The organism is Dokdonia sp. Hel_I_53 (assembly GCF_007827465.1).
Classification (GTDB): domain Bacteria; phylum Bacteroidota; class Bacteroidia; order Flavobacteriales; family Flavobacteriaceae; genus Dokdonia.
In genome coordinates this window covers 1,351,268-1,371,418 of sequence record NZ_VISL01000001.1, presented here as the reverse complement: position 1 = coordinate 1,371,418, position 20,151 = coordinate 1,351,268, and the positions used below count along the sequence as shown (strand labels likewise).

19 protein-coding genes are annotated in these 20,151 nt (G+C 35.6%); 12 read left to right on the top strand and 7 right to left on the bottom strand.

Going from position 1 to position 20,151, the window contains the following annotated elements:
• Nucleotides 1-35: 35 nt before the first annotated feature.
• Both OD90_RS06175 and OD90_RS06170 read right to left on the bottom strand, forming a co-directional pair.
• Nucleotides 36-815 (bottom strand): zinc ribbon domain-containing protein, encoded by a 780-nt coding sequence (locus tag OD90_RS06175; protein ID WP_144668039.1) that lies wholly within the window; start codon nucleotides 813-815, stop codon nucleotides 36-38.
• A gap of 3 nt (nucleotides 816-818) precedes the next feature.
• Nucleotides 819-1,913, bottom strand: a complete 1,095-nt coding sequence (locus OD90_RS06170) for a Nif3-like dinuclear metal center hexameric protein (protein WP_144668037.1) — start codon at nucleotides 1,911-1,913, stop codon at nucleotides 819-821.
• Nucleotides 1,914-2,039: 126 nt separating this feature from the next.
• Between OD90_RS06170 and lpxK the strand changes: the two genes are divergently transcribed.
• Entirely contained in the window at nucleotides 2,040-3,056 is a 1,017-nt protein-coding gene (lpxK, locus tag OD90_RS06165; protein ID WP_144669648.1) for a tetraacyldisaccharide 4'-kinase, read from the top strand.
• A gap of 87 nt (nucleotides 3,057-3,143) precedes the next feature.
• Here the strand turns inward: lpxK and OD90_RS06160 are convergent, their stop codons facing one another.
• The 4 genes from OD90_RS06160 to OD90_RS06145 all read right to left on the bottom strand — a co-directional run bounded on the left by OD90_RS06160 (nucleotide 3,144) and on the right by OD90_RS06145 (nucleotide 8,167).
• Complete coding sequence (locus tag OD90_RS06160; RefSeq protein ID WP_144668036.1) at nucleotides 3,144-5,366, bottom strand: response regulator; 2,223 nt, start codon at nucleotides 5,364-5,366, stop codon at nucleotides 3,144-3,146.
• A 29-nt stretch (nucleotides 5,367-5,395) separates the two neighbouring features.
• A complete protein-coding gene (gene gap / locus OD90_RS06155; protein ID WP_144668034.1) occupies nucleotides 5,396-6,397 on the bottom strand; it encodes a type I glyceraldehyde-3-phosphate dehydrogenase in 1,002 nt (333 codons plus the stop codon).
• Nucleotides 6,398-6,403: 6 nt separating this feature from the next.
• The gene (gene lipA, locus OD90_RS06150) at nucleotides 6,404-7,279 is read right to left on the bottom strand and encodes a lipoyl synthase (protein WP_144668031.1); all 876 of its coding nucleotides are present in this window, start codon (nucleotides 7,277-7,279) and stop codon (nucleotides 6,404-6,406) included.
• A gap of 156 nt (nucleotides 7,280-7,435) precedes the next feature.
• A complete protein-coding gene (locus OD90_RS06145) occupies nucleotides 7,436-8,167 on the bottom strand; it encodes a biotin--[acetyl-CoA-carboxylase] ligase (protein WP_144668029.1) in 732 nt (243 codons plus the stop codon).
• Nucleotides 8,168-8,251: 84 nt separating this feature from the next.
• Between OD90_RS06145 and rsfS the strand changes: the two genes are divergently transcribed.
• The 6 genes from rsfS to OD90_RS06115 all read left to right on the top strand — a co-directional run bounded on the left by rsfS (nucleotide 8,252) and on the right by OD90_RS06115 (nucleotide 13,030).
• On the top strand, nucleotides 8,252-8,623 hold the full coding sequence (gene rsfS, locus OD90_RS06140; RefSeq protein WP_144668027.1) for a ribosome silencing factor: 372 nt from the start codon (nucleotides 8,252-8,254) through the stop codon (nucleotides 8,621-8,623).
• Nucleotides 8,624-8,634: 11 nt separating this feature from the next.
• Nucleotides 8,635-10,590 carry an ATP-dependent zinc metalloprotease FtsH gene (gene ftsH / locus OD90_RS06135; RefSeq protein ID WP_144668025.1) on the top strand — a complete coding sequence of 652 codons (1,956 nt, stop codon included), beginning with the start codon at nucleotides 8,635-8,637 and terminating at the stop codon, nucleotides 10,588-10,590.
• A gap of 113 nt (nucleotides 10,591-10,703) precedes the next feature.
• Complete coding sequence (locus OD90_RS06130) at nucleotides 10,704-11,318, top strand: LUD domain-containing protein (RefSeq protein WP_144668023.1); 615 nt, start codon at nucleotides 10,704-10,706, stop codon at nucleotides 11,316-11,318.
• Between the two features lies 1 nt (nucleotide 11,319).
• A complete protein-coding gene (locus OD90_RS06125) occupies nucleotides 11,320-12,123 on the top strand; it encodes a phosphatidate cytidylyltransferase (RefSeq protein ID WP_144668021.1) in 804 nt (267 codons plus the stop codon).
• Nucleotides 12,113-12,763 carry a phosphatidylserine decarboxylase family protein gene (locus tag OD90_RS06120; RefSeq protein ID WP_144668019.1) on the top strand — a complete coding sequence of 217 codons (651 nt, stop codon included), beginning with the start codon at nucleotides 12,113-12,115 and terminating at the stop codon, nucleotides 12,761-12,763. The genes OD90_RS06125 and OD90_RS06120 overlap by 11 nt, the downstream gene beginning before the upstream one ends.
• Complete coding sequence (locus OD90_RS06115) at nucleotides 12,764-13,030, top strand: acyl-CoA-binding protein (protein WP_144668017.1); 267 nt, start codon at nucleotides 12,764-12,766, stop codon at nucleotides 13,028-13,030.
• A gap of 36 nt (nucleotides 13,031-13,066) precedes the next feature.
• Here OD90_RS06115 and OD90_RS06110 read toward each other — a convergent pair whose 3' ends face one another.
• Nucleotides 13,067-15,700, bottom strand: a complete 2,634-nt coding sequence (locus tag OD90_RS06110) for a valine--tRNA ligase (RefSeq protein WP_144668015.1) — start codon at nucleotides 15,698-15,700, stop codon at nucleotides 13,067-13,069.
• Between the two features lie 180 nt (nucleotides 15,701-15,880).
• On the opposite strand from OD90_RS06110, the gene OD90_RS06105 reads away from it, so the two are divergent.
• The 5 genes from OD90_RS06105 (at nucleotide 15,881) to OD90_RS06085 (ending at nucleotide 20,150) form a co-directional block, all read left to right on the top strand.
• The gene (locus tag OD90_RS06105) at nucleotides 15,881-16,267 is read left to right on the top strand and encodes a DUF1573 domain-containing protein (RefSeq protein WP_144668013.1); all 387 of its coding nucleotides are present in this window, start codon (nucleotides 15,881-15,883) and stop codon (nucleotides 16,265-16,267) included.
• Between the two features lie 148 nt (nucleotides 16,268-16,415).
• On the top strand, nucleotides 16,416-17,606 hold the full coding sequence (locus OD90_RS06100) for a pyridoxal phosphate-dependent aminotransferase (protein WP_144668011.1): 1,191 nt from the start codon (nucleotides 16,416-16,418) through the stop codon (nucleotides 17,604-17,606).
• Nucleotides 17,606-18,625 (top strand): UDP-N-acetylmuramate dehydrogenase, encoded by a 1,020-nt coding sequence (murB, locus tag OD90_RS06095; RefSeq protein ID WP_144668009.1) that lies wholly within the window; start codon nucleotides 17,606-17,608, stop codon nucleotides 18,623-18,625. The genes OD90_RS06100 and murB overlap by 1 nt, the downstream gene beginning before the upstream one ends.
• Nucleotides 18,626-18,810: 185 nt before the next feature.
• Nucleotides 18,811-19,365, top strand: coding sequence for an RNA polymerase sigma factor (locus tag OD90_RS06090; RefSeq protein WP_144668007.1), 555 nt, complete (start codon nucleotides 18,811-18,813; stop codon nucleotides 19,363-19,365).
• Nucleotides 19,362-20,150 carry an anti-sigma factor domain-containing protein gene (locus tag OD90_RS06085; protein WP_144668005.1) on the top strand — a complete coding sequence of 263 codons (789 nt, stop codon included), beginning with the start codon at nucleotides 19,362-19,364 and terminating at the stop codon, nucleotides 20,148-20,150. Before OD90_RS06090 ends, OD90_RS06085 begins: the two co-directional genes overlap by 4 nt.
• Nucleotide 20,151: the final 1 nt, after the last annotated feature.

Here is a 20,151-nt window from a genome sequence, read left to right as displayed (position 1 = left end):
AGGCATGAGAGGCTTTTTAATATGAGAAGGATTACTTATAATTTTTTAAATAAACGATCCATTTTTTCTTGTTGTTCTGCAGCGAGATCCCCATCAATTAGAATACGACCAGAATGCTCATCTGTAATAATTTTTTTGCGACCAGCTATCTCTACCTGAACTTGTGGTGGGATAGTAAAGTATGAGCCTCCAGATGCTCCACGCTCAATAGGTACAACAGCAAGGCCATTGCGCACACTTGCACGAATGCGCTTATATGCTTTTACAAGACGATCTTCAATTTCTTTCTCGTAGTCAGCACTTTTCTTAAGTAATGCTTTTTCTTCTTTTTCTGTTTCTGCGAGAATGGCATCTAATTCACCTTTTTTATGCTTAAGGTGAGTTTCGCGCTCAGCTAGACGTTCTTTAGTCTGTGTGATAACCTCTCCCTTTTGCTCAATTTGTGCTTTAAACTCACGGATGTTTTTCTCTGCAAGTTGGATTTCTAATTCTTGAAACTCAACCTCCTTGCTTAAGGCATTAAACTCACGGTTGTTACGTACGTTTTCTTGCTGAGCAGAATATTTTTTAATGGCAGCTTTAGAATCATCTATCTGAATTTTCTTAGCCTTAATAGAGTCTTCTACCAAGGTAAGATCATTCTCTAGTTTTTCTATGCGTTTATTAAGGCCTGCTACTTCATCTTCAAGGTCTTCTACCTCAAGAGGTAATTCTCCACGTACATTGCGTATTTCATCTACACGTGAATCTATAAGTTGTAAATCGTAAAGCGCGCGTAGTTTTTCTTCTACTGTTGCTTCTTTCTTCTTTGCCATACGTTAAAAATAGTTGATAGGATTGGTATTTTCCTCTGATAAAATGATTGCAAAAGTACTAATTTTTTCTGTAAGATAACCGGCTATTAAGTTTTTAGTAAAACGTTCACTTTCATAATGACCTACATCTAGCAAAATGATCTTATTTTCTGCTTTATAGAAATCGTGATATTTCAAATCTGCTGTAATAAGAGCGTCAGCGCCCTGTGAGATAGCAGCTTCAATAGCAAAAGCACCACTACCTCCTAAAACGGCAACTTTTTGTATGGAGTTACCTGTTAATTGTGAGTGACGGATGTTGCCTGTTTTAAATTTAGCTTTCGCGAAAGCGAGAAAAGCTTTTTCAGACATTTTATCTTTTAAATCTCCTATCATCCCCATGCCAACTGTCTGCAAGGCATTTTGAAGCGTCGTAACTTCATATGCAACCTCTTCGTAAGGATGTGTCGCGATGAGTGTGTTTAAAATTTTAGATTGTAAATGCTTTTCAAAACTGATGCTTATTTGGGTTTCGGGTTCTGTGTGGCGTTTCCCTTTTTCGCCTAAGACAGGATTGGAAAGCTCGTTTCCACGGTATGTTCCATTACCTTTTGTAGTAAAACTACATTCATCGTAATTACCTATACTTCCTGCTCCAGCGTCAAAAAGAGCTGAAAGAAGTTGTTCCGTATGGGTATGAGGTATATAGGTAGTTAATTTTAGAATGTGGTTTTTCTTAGGGATTAAAATTTTTGGAAAATCAATATCTAGTGCGTTGCACATTGCAAAATTTACCCCTTTACTCATATTATCTAACCCGGTGTGTACTGCATAGATCGCGATATCATTTTTTATTGCTTTTTGCACCGATCGCTGCACGTAATTTTGCCCCACTAATCTTTTTAGTCCAGAAAATATGATAGGGTGAAAACATACTATAAGATTACAATCCTTACGTATAGCCTCGTCCACTACATTTTCTAAGGCATCATGTGATACTAATATATTACTGACCTTTTGATGAGTATTCCCCACGAGCAATCCCACATTGTCAAAGTCTTCTGCATAGGCAAGTGGTGCCCAATCGTTTAATAAAACTGAAACTTGATGTACTTTCATGAAGTAAAGGTAATCAAATTGTATTGTGGATCTTTATTTTGACACTCACCTTTACTAGTAGTTGTTGTCTAAGCTAATAGTATGTCTTTTTTGAGAATTAATTTTTTATTTTAATACCTTCGTTTGATGAGGAAACTACGTCTTTTGCTTTTTCCATTTTCGATTATCTATTATGTGGTTACGCTGTTGCGAAATAGACTATATAATAGCGATATTTTATCCTCAAAAAAATATGATTTACCTATAATTTGCGTAGGAAATCTAAGCGTTGGGGGTACTGGTAAATCTCCAATGACAGAGTATATTATAAGACTACTTGTAAATGATAGTAATGTAGCTACATTAAGTCGTGGATATGGAAGGCATACTAAAGGATATAGGGATGTCTCTCCATCCGATCCTGTAAGAAAAGTAGGAGATGAGCCTCTACAATTTGCTCAAAAATTTAAGGAGTTGAGTGTAGCAGTATGTGAAGACCGGCAGTTAGGGATTGAGACTTTATTGACAAAAGAAAATAAACCAGATATAATACTTCTGGATGATGCTTTTCAGCATCGTAAAGTAGAAGCTGGATTTAACGTATTACTTACAGCTTATGGTGATTTGTACTGTGATGATTATCTCCTACCTGCTGGAAATTTAAGAGAACCTAAAAGTGGTGCTAAAAGGGCTCAGGTCATAGTAGTTACAAAATGCCCAGATACATTAACTATTGATGAGGAGAGAGAAATTAAAAATAAACTTGATTTAAGTGTAAGTCAAAAATTATTTTTTTCAAAAATCACATATGATGCTCAGGTATTCTCTACTAAAGGCGGGGTGCAATTAAATAGTTTAAAGACAAAAAAAGTGACTCTTGTAACTGGTATTGCAAATCCTTCCCTATTTGTGCAGCACATAGCTCTGCAAGGCGTTTCTTTTACACATAAACAATATAAAGATCATCATAATTTTTCTAAAAATGAACTAGAAGAGCTAGAGGAGTTAGAGTGTATCTTAACCACCGAAAAGGATTATGTGAGGTTACGCCCAATGCTGAAAAAAGTAAAGCTTTTTTATTTACCAATAAAAATAGAATTGATTAAGGATGCTGCCTTATTTGATGCCATGATTTATAACTGTGTACGGGAGGAAAAAAGGTAGCACTTTTTAAATCTATAGACTTATTAGGTAAGGATTGAAGTAATTAACCATTATACTTTAAATATGTGAAAATTCAAGGTAAGTGGATTAAGAAAGTACCTTGCTATTTCTAAGTGAGTTTTGAATCTTTTGAAAAAACTCTTCTACTTTATAAGGCTTAGGAATAATATCATTAAAGCCTACTTTATGAAATTCATCAATATTTTCATCAATAGTGACTGCTGTTAAAGCTAGAATTGGAATTTTTGGATTAAACTCTCGAATTTGTTTAGTTGCTTCAATACCACCAATACCAGGCATATGAATATCCATTAGAATTAAGTCAAAATCAGAAGATTTTGTCTTTTCAATTGCTATCTCCCCATTATCTGCTGTCTCACACGTCATCTTATTTTTCTCTAAAATCTTACGTGTAATCATTTGATTAATTTTATTATCCTCTACAACAAGAATATGCCTATTCTCTAAGGAGTTGTAATCTATATCGTATGAAAGGGTAGTAGGAGTATTTTCATTCTGGCCGCTTTGTATTAGATTATACTTTAAGTCAAACTTAAAAGTTGTGCCTTTACCTAAAGTACTTTGTAATGATATTTTACTGTTGAGTAGGTCTAGTAAATTTTTGACAATGGAAAGCCCTAATCCAGTACCTCCAAACTTTCTATTAATGGCTACAGACCCCTGAGTGAAATTTTGAAAAATTGTTTTTTGTTTTTTCTTAGATATTCCTTCTCCATTATCTTGGATTTCAAAATGTAGTCGTATGTCCGCTTCAGTTTGCGCTACTTTTTGAACTCGAATAGTTACCTCGCCATCTTTAGTAAATTTTATTGCATTTCCAACAAGGTTAATAAGAATTTGAGAAATCATTAAAGGGTCACCTAACAATTCCTCAGGGATATCTGGATCAAATTCTAGATTTAATTTATTTCCTTTATCTCTAGCAGACTTACCCAACGCAAAGAGTACGTCTTCAATACGCTTTCTGATGTTGAAGGGAGTCTCTTCTACCTCTACTTTATTTGCCTCAAGCTTATTTAGGTCAAGTATATTGTTAATAAGAGATAAAAGATATTCTCCAGAAAATTTTAATGAATCTAGATGTTTTTTTTGTTCTGGAGTAGGGTTCTCACTAAGTAACAAATGCGTAAGACCAGTAACAGCATACATAGGCGTTCTCAATTCATGCGTAATGGTCGATAAGAATTGAGCCTTTACCATAGAAGCCTTTTCTGCATTATCACGAGCAATTATAAGTTCAACATTTTTGGCTTGTAAAAGTTCATTTGCCTTTGCTCTTAGATTATTGTTCTTGTAAAGTGAAAGCGTGAGTAATGCGAGTATTGAGCAAAGTGCTATAGAAAGCACCAATGTGAGACGCATTGCCTTTGAGGATCGATCTTCTTCTCTTACTATATCTTTATCTAAAGAGGCGACCATTTCCTCTAACTGTTTGTTATTTTTAGTGGGTAAAGATGTACTGGTGATATCTTCGCTTGTGTAGTTTTGTAAAAAAGAATAGTATTTTTTTAAATTGTCATACGCTTCTCTATAATTTCCTCTTCCTTGGGCGATGAGATTTTTTGCTAAGTACAGCGATCTTTTTAGATTCGGATAATTTTCCCCTTCTAGAAAACTTTCAACTTCAAGTAATTCTTCATCGGCTTCTTCTAGTCTACCAGCAGCACTTAAGCTAAGGGATTTTTTAGCTTTTGCTTCTGCTCTTAAATACGCGTAGTTTTCTAATTGAACAAGATTGATAGCCTTATTGTAAATTCGTATAGCTTCCGTATGATCATTCTCTTTTCTTAAAATATCGGCTTTGAGAATGAGAAGCTGTGACTTTAGATCAAGCCTTTCACTATCTTCAAGAATGGATAAGCCTCGAGCAATATATTCTTGGAATTGTTTTTCTTGACTTCGGATATTAGCAATTTGCGCTGCTGTAAGATAGGATTGTCCTAATAAATCAATGCTATTCACCTCTAACTGAGCCTCGATAGCTCTTTTATTCTCTATTTCTGCTTTTTCATAGTTATGAAGTTGGAAATAAAGCTTTGCAAGAGTCCCTGAGGCAAGACCAACACGTTTTGTGTGATTAATTCTTAAAGATAAATCACGAGAATATGTAAGTAAATCTATTGCTTTTTCATAATTAAGATCTGAAACAGCAATAAGAGCTCTCTGAAGTAGAGAGTCAATTTTATCATTTGTAAGTGTTTCTTCTGGGCTCTCTCTCTTTTGGGCGGTACTTACTAGTGGATAAGCAAGGAGGAGCGCAAATAGAAAACGTACTAATATTGCGTTCATACGTGTCAGTATCTAATAGCTAATATAGATTATTTTGTAGAGATCTGTAAAATTAAGTCTACTATTCTACTAGAATATCCCATCTCATTATCATACCAGCCTATGATTTTTACCATTTTCCCTATTACAGATGTCATTTGTGCATCAAAAACACAGGAGTGAGGGTTCCCTATAATATCAATAGATACAATAGGATCTTCTGTAAAAGCAAGTATGTCTTTATACCTACCTAGAGAAGCTTTCTTCATTGCCATATTCACCTCTTCTATGGTGGTATCTTTTTTTACATTAAAAGTTATGTCTGTAAGGGATCCATTGGGTACAGGGACTCTAATGCCACAGCCTCCAATAACGCTAGCAAGGTGTGGAAAAATTTTAGTAAGTGCTTTTGCGGCTCCAGTCGTAGTAGGAATAATGCTTTGGCTTGCTGCACGTGATCTACGTAAATCACGATGAGGTTGATCGTGAAGAGTCTGGTCTGTGGTGTAGGAGTGTATTGTGGTAATATATGCTTGATCAATACCACACAATTTGTCTATGATTTGAACCATAGGGGCTGCATTGTTTGTGGTGCAAGAGGCGTTTGAGATGATGGTTTCTGTACCATCTAGATCGCCATTATTAACTCCAAGAACAACCATAGGAATATCTTCGTCTGCTGGTGGTACGCTCAAAATCACTTTTTTTGCCCCGCTTACAATATGCTTTTCAAGTTCTTTCTTTGTTTTGAACTTTCCAGTGCTCTCAATAACGATATCTGGTTGCGAGTTCTTCCATGGAATAAGCTCAATATCCTCAAAGTTGTACAATGGTATTTCTTTTTTGTTGACGATGAGTACGCTTTCGCGAAAGCTAATTTCCTTAGCGCTTACTCCGTGAATACTATCGTATTTAAGAAGATGTGATAAAGTTTTTGCGTCTGCCAGATCATTAATGGCTACCACCTCAAGTTGAGGATGATTTTCAATGAGTCTAAAGACAGTGCGTCCTATGCGGCCAAAACCGTTAATTGCAATTTTAATCTTGCTCATTAATTTTTAAGTAAGATGCTTTTGAGCTTTGTAAGACGACCTAACTAAAGCCCCACTTTCCACATGGCGAAATCCCATCTCTAGCCCAATTTTTTCGTATTTTTGAAATTGATCTGGAGTGATAAATTGTTTTACAGGTAAATGTTTTTTTGAAGGCTGTAAGTATTGCCCTATAGTAACAATATCAAGGTTTACCTCGCGAAGGTCTTCTAGAGTTTTTATAACTTCCCTTTCTGTTTCCCCTAAGCCTAGCATTATTCCAGATTTAGTTCTTGTAATCCCCGCTTCTTTTAGATATTTTAAAACTCCTAAACTGCGTTCATATTTTGCTTGAATACGCACTTCTCTCGTTAGCCTTTTTACAGTTTCCATATTATGTGATACCACCTCTGGGTGTACCGCAACAATTCTGTCTAGCAAATCTTCTCTACCTTGAAAATCTGGAATGAGGGTTTCAAGGGTGGTTTTTGGGTTCATACGTCGTATGGCTTGAACAGTTTCTGCCCAAATAATGGTTCCCATGTCTTTAAGATCGTCACGATCTACAGAGGTAATCACTGCATGCTTAATATCCATCAATTTTATGGATCGAGCTACTTTTTCAGGTTCTTCCCAATCTACTTGCTCTGGCCTTCCAGTTTTTACACCGCAAAAACCACACGATCTCGTACAGACATTTCCTAATATCATAAAGGTGGCAGTTCCTTCACTCCAACACTCTCCCATATTAGGGCAACTTCCCGATGTGCAGATCGTATTTAAGTTGTACTTGTCTACAAGTGTACGTAAATCTGTATATTTTTTTCCAGTGGGGAGTTTTACTCGAAGCCATTTAGGCTTAGGTACTCTCTCTGGTTTAGTAATTGTAAGTTCTTCTTGCATAGCATTTTTTCAAGCGCTACAAAGATACAAATTCTAAGAGTTGTAGCGAACACGCTTTCGCGAAAGCGATAATGCTTTTACACAGTAATCTAGCTTATTTATATGACACCTTGACGAATTCTAACATTATGTCAATAGGTGTTCGAACTATAGAAATTAATAGAGTAGTTGTAATTCTTTCAAATCATACTCTTTAAGAACATCATTTTCTTGGAGTAAAATTAATTTGCCACTATTAGTGGTCCCTTTGATGATTCCAACAAATTTTTCTCCATTTGGCTTCAAAAATGTAGCGGGCTTATTTCTTTTAAAAAGGCAATTTTCATAATCTTTTTTGATTTTTTCAAACTTGCCATCAATAAGTAGCTGTACATAATGTCGAAACTGCTCTAACAGCATTTGAAGAATTTCCTCTAGTTTGAAATGAATTCCAGTTTGCTTTTTTATGGAGGTGGCTCTAGGAAGGTGGCTCCATTCTGTTTGATTAACGTTTAGACCCACGCCTATAATCATTGCATCAAGCCTACCCTTTTTAATGACACTTTCTATAAGAATTCCGCATATCTTGTCGTTATCTGTCAATATGTCGTTAGGCCATTTAACACGTACGTTTTTAATTAAGAGTTTAGTGAGTACATCTTTTATGGCAAGGGAAGCGGCCATTAGTGCAAAGAATTGCTCGTCTATAGTGATACGTTGTATTTTTCTGTAAACACTGAATGTCAGGTTTTTATCAGTCTGGGTCATCCATTTGGTACCCATTTGTCCGCGACCTGCAGTTTGGTTTTTTGCCCATACCACCATATCTTCTTGGGTATTTTCTTTTTTTGAAATACGTTTGAGGTAATCGTTTGTAGAATCAATGGTATGAAGTTTGTCTATGCGCATATGTAAAACTAGGGACTCTAAACTTATGTAAAGACCGCAGAGTAATGTAAATTTGTAATAACTTTGTGTAAATAAAAGAATTTAATGGCAAAAAAGGAAAAGAACACAGATCAATTAATAGCTAAAATTGTTGAAGGAATTGAAGATGTGAAAGGTCAGAATATTGATATATTGGACCTTAGGGAGATAGAAAATACGGTTTGTGATTATTTTATCATTTGTGATGGAACTTCAAACACACAAGTGGGTGCTATAGTAAATTCTATCCAAAAAACCGCTAGTAAAGCTCTTCAAGAAAAACCTTGGCATGTAGAAGGTTTAGAAAATTCAGAATGGATTCTTATGGATTATGTAAATGTGGTTGTACATGTTTTTCAAAAACATATTAGAGAATTTTATGATATTGAGAGCCTATGGGGAGATGCAAAAATCACTTCTATTCCCACAAATTATTAAAAAGAAATTGAATGTCTACAGAAAAGAAAAAGAATACATCTACAACACCTCCAAATAAACCTAAATTTAGCTCTTACTGGATTTACGGACTTATTATTATCATCTTTATTGCTATTAGTATGCTTACAGGCAGTAGTGGTATAGGAGAGCCTAAAAAAACATCTATTTACCAATTTGAAGAATATCTAAAGAATGGTGATGTAGATCGGGTAGAGATCATTAATAAAAATGCTGTAAAAGTATATCTTACAAAAGAGGCAGAGTCTAAAGAGATTCATAATAAAAATAGAGGGACGGGTTTTTTAGCCCCATCTGCAGCAGCGCCAGATTATCGTTTTGAAATTGGAGATTTGCAAAATTTTGAAAATGATGTAAATCAAATCATAGATGAAAATAACTTGGATACTCGACTCACCTACGAAACAGAGGGTGATATGTGGGGTCTAGTTGCTAGTTTTCTTCCATTTATACTAATTATTGGTCTTTGGATATTTATCATGAGACGTATGTCTGCTGGTGGTGGTGGTGGTCCAGGAGGTCAAATATTTAATATAGGTAAATCTAAGGCAAAGCTTTTTGATGAGAAAACAGACGTAAAAACAACATTTAAGGATGTGGCTGGTCTTGAAGGGGCAAAAGAAGAGATACAAGAGATTGTGGATTTCTTAAAAAATCCTGAGAAGTATACAAGTCTTGGAGGAAAAATTCCAAAAGGCGCTTTGTTAGTTGGGCAGCCAGGAACTGGTAAGACATTGCTGGCAAAGGCAGTGGCTGGAGAAGCTAAAGTTCCATTTTTCTCACTATCAGGGTCTGATTTTGTGGAGATGTTTGTGGGGGTGGGTGCATCTCGTGTCCGTGATTTATTTAAACAAGCCAAAGAAAAATCACCTGCAATTATATTTATCGATGAGATTGATGCAATAGGTAGGGCTAGAGGTAAAAGTAATTTTTCTGGCGGGAATGATGAAAGAGAGAATACACTCAATCAATTACTCACAGAAATGGATGGTTTTGGTACAAACACAAACGTTATTGTGCTTGCAGCAACAAACCGAGCAGATGTGTTGGATAAAGCGTTGATGCGCGCCGGTCGTTTTGATAGACAGATATATGTTGATTTGCCTGACGTTAGAGAACGTAAGGAAATATTCGAAGTACATTTGAGGCCTCTAAAAAAAGTAGATGATGAACTTGATATTGAGTTTTTAGCAAAACAGACACCTGGTTTTTCTGGAGCAGATATTGCTAATATGTGTAACGAGGCTGCGCTTATAGCTGCTCGTAAAGGTAACAAAGCAGTAGGAAAGCAGGATTTTCTTGATGCTGTTGATCGTATCGTAGGAGGACTAGAAAAGAAAAATAAGATTATTACTCCAGAAGAGAAAAAAGCAATCGCTTTTCATGAGGCGGGTCATGCGACTGTGAGTTGGATGCTTGAGCACGCTGCCCCACTAGTTAAAGTAACAATTGTTCCGAGAGGACAGTCTTTAGGTGCGGCATGGTATCTCCCAGAAGAGCGGTTGATTGTTAGACCTGAGCAAATGTTAGATGAGATGTGTGCTGCATTGGGAGGAAGAGCCGCAGAGAAAGTAATGTTTAATCAGATTTCTACTGGAGCTTTAAGTGATCTTGAAAAGGTTACAAAACAAGCTCGAATGATGGTGACTGTATACGGTCTTAATGATAAGGTGGGGAATCTTACTTATTATGATAGTACAGGACAATCTGAAAGTAGTTTTACAAAGCCATACAGTGAACGCACTGCAGAGCTAATTGATAAGGAAATCTCAATTATAATTGAGGAACAATATCAACGTGCAATTGATCTTTTAACAAAGGAAAAAGATAAGCTAACTCAATTAGCAGAGTTGTTGCTAGAAAAAGAAGTTATTTTTAAGGATAATCTAGAAGAAATTTTTGGAGAAAGACCCTTTGGAAAAAAAGAAGCTATCGAAGATATAGCGTAATTTTTCACTTAATTGTGATATAATGGTTTAAAAAAACTTGATTGGATGTAGTGTTCGATCAAGTTTTTTTATATTTGGAATACATTATAAATTACATTGAGTAAAGTGTATAAATGAGTCTATTTAGTAAATTATTTAAATCATCATCTAAATTAGACGACCCCCAAGAATATAGAGGAAAAGAAATACGTAGTAAATATATGCCAGAAGTAGATACTCCGGCAGACGAGCGTTTCACAAAGAACTTTATAATAAATGGCGGTCGATTTCTTTATGCCCTTAATATGGATGAAGTGCAAGAGAACTTTGATAACATACTTCTTGAAAATGATTGGTATGAAAAAGAAGCCTTTTGTATAGATGATCATTTAAAGACTATGTTTGATGGCTATAATTTAAATTATGGTCACAATGTAGAATCTGAGTTTTTTCTCACTACTTGTGAAAGTCTAGTGGCAAGTGACGGATCACTTTTAGTATGTTCTAAACAGCTTAAAGAGCTAAAATTACATGATCTGCCTAAAGATGTTATTGTTTTTGGTAAGACAAGTCAAATTGTTAATACAATAGGTGAAGGCCTCCGTATTATAAAAAACCATAATGCAGGGAGTATCCCTACCAATATCACAACCATAAAGAATTTTGAGTCTAAGGAAGATGAGAAAGATTTTATGACCTATGGAAGCAGTACAAAAAACCTTTATTTACTGCTTTTAGAAGACCTATAATATGCGCGAAGTCGTCATAAGAGCCCTTTCTGGATTATTGTACGTAACATTATTGTTGCTTGCTATATTTTCTTTAGAAACAACGTATTTAGTTGTATTTTCAGTACTCGGTATTGCTGTTCTCTACGAGTTTTTGAAACTTATAGGTATTAAATCTATATTGCCATATTTGTTACTGCTAGTTTGTATAGCAGGGCTATGCTATTTCAAATTTGAGCGAATGGTGACTATTGTATTTCTAGCATTGACAATAACAGTTAATTTATATTTAATTAAAAATTTAATCAGACCCTCTGAACGCTATATAACAGTTTCACAGAAATACGCATATACTATTTTTTACATCATTGGAGGTGTTGTGTTTACAATTCTTCTGCCATCTTATAAAGGTGAATATACATCGTTATTGGTGGCAAGTGTCTTTGCTTTAATCTGGATAAATGACACGTTTGCCTTTATTGTTGGTAAGAGTATAGGTAAGCGAAAACTATTAGAGCGTATATCTCCAAAGAAAACTATTGAAGGATTTGTTGGAGGACTTGTTTTTTGCTGCATAGCAAGTATCATATTTAGTGCATTTACAGATTTGTTAAGCATTCAGCTTTGGCTTACCGTAGCTGTTGTTACGTCAGTTTTTGGGACTTTAGGCGACCTTATTCAATCACAACTTAAGCGACAGGCTGGAGTAAAAGATAGTGGTAGAATTATGCCTGGACACGGAGGATTGTTTGACAGACTTGACAGTATAATTTTTGCAGCACCTTTTTTGTATTTATTTTTAATCGTACTCGACTATGTTCCATAAAGAAGGATATAAGATAATTGTAATAACATTAATATTAATAACTGGTTCGTTACTAGTAGCTAATCATTTTCTTGAAAAAAATTGGTTGTTCTATTTAATTGCTGCTATTTTAGGCTTCTTGCTCATTATGGTTTTACAATTTTTTAGAAACCCTGAAAGAACTGGTTTGGCTAATCCCAATGTAGTGACATCACCTGTTGATGGTAAAGTGGTGGTAATTGAGGAGGTGTATGAACAGGAATATTTTAAAGATAAACGTCTTCAGGTTTCAATATTCATGTCTCCTATAAATGTACATGTTACTAGGTACCCTATTGCAGGTAAAGTTGTTTTTAGTAAATACCATCCAGGTAAATATTTAGTAGCATGGCACCCTAAATCTAGTACTGAAAACGAGAGAACTACTGTTGTTGTAAATACTCAAAAATTTGGTGATATATTATACCGGCAAATAGCTGGCGCTTTAGCAAAACGTATTATTAATTATGCTGAGGAAGGGCAAATGGTTTCTCAGGGAGACGATAGTGGTTTTATCCGTTTTGGTTCCCGTGTAGATTTATATTTACCCATAGGCACAAATCTTGATGTTAAATTAGAAGATAAGGTAGTGGGTGCGCAATCTATAATAGCTTCCGTGTAAATGAAAAAAAAGGTGCTCCATACAAAGTTTGAGGAGGCCTTTAAGAGGGTGAGCGAGGCAACACAAGATTTCCCTCCAGATGTGCTTTTACAGTTTTATGCGCTTTATAAACAGGCTACACAAGAAAATAGCTTTAGTAATAGTGAAGGTGAACACGAATTAGTAAGTGCTTTTAAGCTTAATGCATTATTGCAAGTAAAGCACCTATCTATACAGGAGGCAAAGAAGACTTATATTGAAATTGCAGAAAAATATCTCATTAATTAAAAAAGGCAGTGATTTTTAAATCACTGCCTTTTTTAATTAAGCTAAACTAGCTAGCCTTTTTTCTAAAGCTTCTATTTTTGCTTCTGCATCTGTCATTTTTTGCTTTTCGATGGCAACTACTTTTTCTGGTGCATTATTTACAAATCGTTCATTAGACAGTTTTCCACGTACAGATTTTAAGAATCCTTTTGTGTATTTCAATTCCTCTTCAATTTTAGAGATTTCAGCTTCCACATCAATAGCTCCAGCGAGTGGAATAAAATATTCATTTGACTTTACTCTGAACGATAATGCGTTTTCTAAAACATCATTCGTAAAGGCAATTTTGCTTACATTACCTAATTTTGAGATAATGGTGTCGTACGCAGAGGATGTGTTTTCGTTTTTGAGGATATGTAATTCAATCTCATCCTTAAATGCAATATTTTTACTTTTCCGGATGGTGCGTATTCCTGATATTACCTGTGTCGCATAGTCAAAATCAGAAATAATTTCTTTATTTATTGCTCCAGAGATAGGCCATTTGTTAATGATTAAAGCATCTTCTGGTGTGCGATTTGCAATAGTCTGCCAGATCTCTTCAGAAGCAAATGGAATAAATGGATGTAATATGCGTAAGTTGTTTTCAAACGCTGCAATTATTCCATCATACGTCTTACGGTCAATAGGTTGCTTGTAAGCAGGCTTGATAATTTCTAGAAGCCATCCACAGAAGTCATTCCAAACAAGTTTGTAGCTTGCCATAAGTGCATCTGAGATACGATACTTAGAGTAATGGTCTTCTATTTCAATGAGTGTCTCATTAAAGCGATTTGTATACCATTCTAATCCTTGTTCACTATGATTTGGTTGTGCAATATTTTCGTCAATTTCCCAGCCTTGTATTAAGCTAAAAGCACTTAGATTTTTCTTTATAAATCCTTTTCCTTGTTTAAGTAAATCTTCGTCAAACATAAGGTCATTTCCTGCAGCACTACTGAGTAATAGACCTACACGTACGCCATCTGCTCCGTATTCTTTTATAAGCTCAAGAGCATCAGGAGAGTTTCCTAAAGATTTAGACATTTTACGACGTTGTTTGTCACGTACTAATCCAGTAAGATATACGTTTTCAAAAGGTCGTTTTCCAGTGTATTCGTACCCCGCGACGATCATGCGCGCTACCCAGAAAAATAAAATATCTGGACCTGTAACAAGATCATTTGTAGGGTAGTAATAATTAAATTCTTCATTTTTGGGATTACGTATCCCGTCAAAAACGCTCATAGGCCATAACCATGAACTAAACCAAGTATCTAAGCTATCTTCATCCTGTTTTAGGTGGCCTGCAGTAAGACTTTGATCTCCTGTACGCTTTCGCGAAAGCGTAACAGCATCTTCTATATTTTCTGCAACAACAAAATCTTCTTTCCCATCCCCGTAAAAGTAGGCTGGAATTTGCTGACCCCACCACAATTGACGTGATATATTCCAGTCACGACAGTTTTCCATCCAGTGACGGTAGGTATTTTCAAACTTTTTAGGAAAGAGCTTTACATCACCTGTTTCTAATACAGCTTTTATAGCAGGCTTTACCAGTTCACTCATTTTTAAGAACCATTGGTCAGAGAGCTTTGGCTCAATAACTGCTTTTGTACGCTCAGAAGTTCCTACTTTATTTATATGATTTTCTGTTTTTACAAGAGCTTCTAATGCTTCGAGTTCTTTCTTTATATTTTTACGGCACTCAAAACGATCTTGACCTTCATAATGCAGCCCAAAGCTATTAAGAGAGGCGTCATCGTTAAAGATGTCAATTACTTCAAGGTTATGTTTGTCACCAAGCATTTTATCATTTTCGTCGTGAGCAGGCGTAACTTTAAGACATCCTGTTCCAAACTCTAAATCAACATACTCATCTTCAATAATAGGTATGATACGACCGCAGATTGGGACAATCGCTTTTTTTCCTTTAAGATGTGTAAATCTTTCGTCATTAGGATTTATACAAATAGCAGTATCTCCAAAAATTGTTTCCGGACGTGTTGTCGCGATAGTCAACGTATCCTTAGATCCTTCTATTTTATAATTTAAATAATAAAGAAGCCCTTGACGCTCTTCATGTATAACCTCTTCATCAGAAAGTGTTGTTTTTGCTTCAGGGTCCCAATTTACCATTCGGTATCCCCTATAAATAAGACCTTTTTTATGTAAATCTACAAAGGTTTTTATCACGGACTCAGACATTGCTGGATCCATAGTAAACGCTGTGCGCTCCCAATCACATGAAGCTCCTAGTTTTTTAAGCTGATCTAAAATAACACCTCCGTATTCTTCTTTCCATTTCCATGCGTGAGCTAGAAATTCTTCACGTGTAAGATCAGACTTGTTAATCCCCTGTTCTTTGAGTCGTGCGACTACCTTAGCTTCTGTAGCAATGGAGGCGTGGTCTGTGCCAGGCACCCAGCAAGCGTTTTTGCCTAGTAAGCGAGCACGGCGTATCAACACATCTTGAATTGTGTTGTTAAGCATATGTCCCATGTGTAATACACCTGTAACATTAGGAGGAGGGATCACTATTGTATATGGTTCTCTGTCGTCTGGTGTGGAGTGAAAATAATTGTGTTCCATCCAGTAGCTGTACCATTTGTCTTCTACAGAAGAAGCATCATAATTTGAAGCAATACTCATAGTTTGGTCTGATTGTTGTCTTAAAGAAGGCAAAAGTAGGGATAACAGTAGGATATTTAAATATTCCCTAGTGCTTATTTTACAACGTTCAATGGAGGGCGTTGTAATTTAATGATGATTTAATTTTTGGCACTTGGGCTTATTCTACCTATTTTTGATTATCCTCAAATATTAGAAATTATGAAAAAACTAGTAATCTTATTTGTAGCTACACTGCTAACAGTGAGCATGCAAGCTCAAGAAAAGAAAGCTGAAATTACATTTGACTCAGACGTGGTTGATTATGGTAAAGTGCCATATGGGTCTGATGGGGTGCGTAAATTTACATTTACAAACACAGGAGACGATGTCCTTATTGTGGCTCGTGTATATTCTACTTGTGGTTGTACAATCCCTAAAAAACCAGAAAACCCAATACAGCCTGGTGAAAAAGGCGAGATTGAAGTGAAGTATGACACAAAACGTCAAGGGCCTATTAGAAAAACTATCACAGTATATACTAATGCGTCAGAAGTACCACAAAGTTTAAAAATAAAAGGAACAGTTTTGCCAGATGGTGGAAAGTAAAAGTTTCTGACTAAAGATAATATGAAGGCCGCTTTTTTAAGGCGGCCTTTTTTAATTGTATTATTTTGGTTTCGCGAAAGCGGAAACCCTTATATTTTCTTTACAATATTTAAATATTTCCTCAACTTTGTAAAAAAGAAATTTACAGATGCCTAGAATATCTCAGAAGGGGCAAGATATGCCTCAGTCACCCATACGTAAACTTGTACCTTATGCAGAAGCAGCGAGGTCTCGCGGAATAGACATTTATCAACTCAATATTGGGCAGCCAGATATAAAAACTCCCAAAGTAGCACTTGACGCTGTGAGGGATATAGATATGGAAGTGCTTGCTTATAGTCATAGCGCAGGTTTTCAATCTTACAGGGACAAACTAGCAATGTATTATCAAAAGCATGATATACAAGTAAGTGCAGATGATATTATTATTTCTACTGGAGGCTCAGAAGCATTGCTTTTTGCAATGGGAAGTGTAACAGATCCAGGAGACGAGATTATTATTCCTGAACCTTTTTATGCAAATTACAATGGGTTTGCAACAGCTAGTGGAGTAAAAGTGGTTCCTGTGATTTCTACTTTAGAAGAAGGGTTTGCGTTGCCACCTATATCAGACTTTGAAAAGTTAATCTCAACTAAAACTAAAGCTATTGTCATATGCAATCCAGGCAACCCTACAGGTTACTTATATTCTGAAGATGAGATAAGGCAACTTGCAGAGCTGGTAAAAAAGCATGACCTATTTTTAATAGCAGACGAGGTGTATCGTGAGTTTGCATATGATGGACTAAAGCATCATAGTGTGATGAAGCAACGCGATATTGATAGCCATGCTATAATGATAGACTCTGTTTCTAAACGTTTTTCAATGTGTGGAGCTCGTATAGGTTGTATTGTGAGTAGAAATAAAGAGTTAATGAGCACAGCTATGAAGTTTGCCCAAGCGCGCTTAAGCCCACCCACGTTTGCTCAAATAGCGTCTGAAGCAGCATTAGAAACTCCACAAAGTTATTTTGATGATGTTATAGAGGAATACGTTTCTCGTAGAAATACACTTGTCACGGGCCTAGAGAAAATACCCGGTGTGAAAGTTGCAAAACCTAAGGGTGCTTTTTATTGCATCGCGCAATTACCTATTAAAAATGCAGATGCATTTGCTCAATGGTTACTGGAGTCTTTTGATTATAACGGTAAAACTATAATGGTAGCACCAGCCGCCGGTTTTTATAGTAGTGAAGGCGTAGGTTTAAACCAAGTACGTATCGCTTACGTTTTAGAAGAAAAACATCTTAAAGAGGCAGTAGAAATTCTAAAAGTAGCTTTAGAGAAATATCAAGATTAATGCTGGTCCTAGAAAACGCCTCACTTAAAGAGTATAATACATTTGGAATTGCAGCAAAAGCTCGTTTTTTTGCTAGCATCTCAACTGTTGATGATCTTTTGTCTCTCTTAAGAGATGATCGCTTTACAGCTCCATTTATTATAGGTGGTGGAAGTAATATGTTGCTCACAGAAAATGTTGATAAACTCGTGATCCATATTAATAATAAAGGTATAGAAGTGGTGGATGATAATTTTTCAGATTCTGAAATTTTATTAAAAGTTGCAGCAGGAGAAAACTGGCACGAATTTGTGTTGTATTGCGTTAGAAATAATTTTGGAGGCGTTGAAAACCTTTCCTTAATACCTGGGAATGTAGGAACATCACCTATACAGAACATTGGTGCTTATGGCGTTGAATTAAAGGATACTTTTTTTGAGTGTACCGCAATTCACAGGAAAACGTTTAAAGAAAAGATTTTTTCTTTAGAAGAATGCAATTTTGGGTATAGAGACTCTGTGTTTAAAAATGACTTAAAGGATGAGTATATAATTACTTCAGTCACATTTAGATTAACTAAAAAGGATCATATCCTTCAAACAGACTACGGGGCGATAGGGGACACTCTTAAAGAAAAAAATATAACCACACCCACGCTCAAAGAAATCTCACAAGCTGTGATCGAGATACGTCAATCTAAGTTACCAGATCCTAATAAGATTGGAAATAGTGGTAGTTTTTTTAAAAACCCCATAATCTCTCAAGAAGCATTTACAGCTTTGAGAAAGCTACATAAAGATATTCCGTATTATCCAATAGGTAATGACCTTATAAAAGTTCCTGCAGGGTGGCTTATTGAACAATCAGGATTCAAAGGTAAGAGATATGGTGATGCAGGAGTACATGATAAGCAAGCACTAGTACTAGTAAATTATGGAAATGCCACTGGAGATGAAATATGGGATGTAGCAATGAAAGTCAAAAATGGTGTGAAAGACAAATTTGGAATTGCCATAGAGCCAGAGGTCAATGTCATTTAATTACTTATTTTAAAAGGTAGAAAGTTTAAGATTTTAGATTAAAAATTATAATCTAGTATTATAATAATAGATGTTTTAAAGAGTTTATAGCTACATCTTTTGTTATGTTGTCCCGACGCCTTAACTTTAGATGACAAATTAAGAATATATCCCTAACATATTATTAATTCAAAAACCAACCCTTTTTGAAGACATTTGTAGAAAAGCATATCGTCGAGCTACTTAAAGCTGGCGACGAGAGAGCCATAGGATTATTATATGATCATTATGCAGATGCCTTGTATGGTGTTGCCATCAAAGTCACACACGAAGAAGAACTCGCACAAGACGTACTGCAAGAGTCTTTTATAAAAATTTGGAAAAATGCTCACAAATATGATGCAAGCAAAGCAAGACTTTTTACTTGGCTTTTTAGAGTAGTGCAAAATACTGCAATAGATAAAGTACGTAGCAGACAAAGAAAACAAGCAAAGGAAATCCAAACGGAAGATTCTAACGTATATCAATTAAAGGCAACTTCTTTTGCTATAGAGCATATTGATATACAGACTCATACTAATGGATTAGATGATAAATATAGAGTTGTGATAGACGCCTTATTTTTTCAAGGCATGACACAACAAGAAGCTAGTGATGAATTAAATATACCTTTAGGAACGGTAAAGTCCCGGTTAAAAATAGGGCTTCGGGAGTTGCGTAAATTATTTGGAATAATTGTTTTGATTATAATTGGATTATGAGTGATAGAGTATCACAATTTTTGGAAAGTGATTTGTTAGAGCGATATCTTATGGGTACAACATCTCCTATAGAATCTCAGGAAGCTGAGTATTTTATTGAGAAGTTTCCAGAGGTAAAGAGCACTTATGAGGAGCTGCAAGAAAATCTTGAAAATTATGCAGCCTCCTATGCTGTAAAAGTCCCAAAGGAACTTAGAGCAACAATACTTAAACAGACAAAATCTAAACCTCAAAGGGCGTTACCTATACTAGCAATTACAGCTTGTATGGTAGCCATACTTTTTAGTCTTGTTGCTTTTATGATTTATGAGCAAAATCAAGAATTACTTAGAGATAGACAATTTACCTCAAATTTATTAGAGAGCCTTAATGACGATATTGTGTCTAATAGGCAAATGTTACAATCTGTAGAGGAGCAGTTTATGATTCTTAATAGTGCTGCTACTCAAAAGTATATCTTAACAGGTAATAAAAAAGCGCGTAAACTAGAGGCGGTAGCTTATGTAAATCAATTAGAAAAAAGATCCTATATACATGTAGCAAGTTTACCAGAACTGCCAGATGAGCAGGTGTATCAAATGTGGGCAGAAGTAGATGGTAAACTGGTACCATTAGATATCTTGAAGCTCACAAAAGATAATCTAGTTGAAATTCCTTACGAAGAACGGATGGCAAGCATCAATGTGACTATTGAGCCTAAAGGAGGCAGTAAAGTCGCAAACACTGCAAATGAAGTAGCTACCATAATTTTTAACAGAGAGAATCAAATTCCAGATCCACAATAGT

Excerpts from the sequence above, each read along its gene's own strand:
- OD90_RS06175 (WP_144668039.1), bottom strand. The coding sequence starts at position 815 with ATGGCAAAGAAGAAAGAAGCAACAGTAGAAGAAAAACTACGCGCGCTT.
- OD90_RS06170 (WP_144668037.1), bottom strand. The coding sequence starts at position 1,913 with ATGAAAGTACATCAAGTTTCAGTTTTATTAAACGATTGGGCACCACTT.
- lpxK (WP_144669648.1), top strand. The coding sequence starts at position 2,040 with ATGAGGAAACTACGTCTTTTGCTTTTTCCATTTTCGATTATCTATTAT.
- OD90_RS06160 (WP_144668036.1), bottom strand. The coding sequence starts at position 5,366 with ATGAACGCAATATTAGTACGTTTTCTATTTGCGCTCCTCCTTGCTTAT.
- gap (WP_144668034.1), bottom strand. The coding sequence starts at position 6,397 with ATGAGCAAGATTAAAATTGCAATTAACGGTTTTGGCCGCATAGGACGC.
- lipA (WP_144668031.1), bottom strand. The coding sequence starts at position 7,279 with ATGCAAGAAGAACTTACAATTACTAAACCAGAGAGAGTACCTAAGCCT.
- OD90_RS06145 (WP_144668029.1), bottom strand. The coding sequence starts at position 8,167 with ATGCGCATAGACAAACTTCATACCATTGATTCTACAAACGATTACCTC.
- rsfS (WP_144668027.1), top strand. The coding sequence starts at position 8,252 with ATGGCAAAAAAGGAAAAGAACACAGATCAATTAATAGCTAAAATTGTT.
- ftsH (WP_144668025.1), top strand. The coding sequence starts at position 8,635 with ATGTCTACAGAAAAGAAAAAGAATACATCTACAACACCTCCAAATAAA.
- OD90_RS06130 (WP_144668023.1), top strand. The coding sequence starts at position 10,704 with ATGAGTCTATTTAGTAAATTATTTAAATCATCATCTAAATTAGACGAC.
- OD90_RS06125 (WP_144668021.1), top strand. The coding sequence starts at position 11,320 with ATGCGCGAAGTCGTCATAAGAGCCCTTTCTGGATTATTGTACGTAACA.
- OD90_RS06120 (WP_144668019.1), top strand. The coding sequence starts at position 12,113 with ATGTTCCATAAAGAAGGATATAAGATAATTGTAATAACATTAATATTA.
- OD90_RS06115 (WP_144668017.1), top strand. The coding sequence starts at position 12,764 with ATGAAAAAAAAGGTGCTCCATACAAAGTTTGAGGAGGCCTTTAAGAGG.
- OD90_RS06110 (WP_144668015.1), bottom strand. The coding sequence starts at position 15,700 with ATGAGTATTGCTTCAAATTATGATGCTTCTTCTGTAGAAGACAAATGG.
- OD90_RS06105 (WP_144668013.1), top strand. The coding sequence starts at position 15,881 with ATGAAAAAACTAGTAATCTTATTTGTAGCTACACTGCTAACAGTGAGC.
- OD90_RS06100 (WP_144668011.1), top strand. The coding sequence starts at position 16,416 with ATGCCTAGAATATCTCAGAAGGGGCAAGATATGCCTCAGTCACCCATA.
- murB (WP_144668009.1), top strand. The coding sequence starts at position 17,606 with ATGCTGGTCCTAGAAAACGCCTCACTTAAAGAGTATAATACATTTGGA.
- OD90_RS06085 (WP_144668005.1), top strand. The coding sequence starts at position 19,362 with ATGAGTGATAGAGTATCACAATTTTTGGAAAGTGATTTGTTAGAGCGA.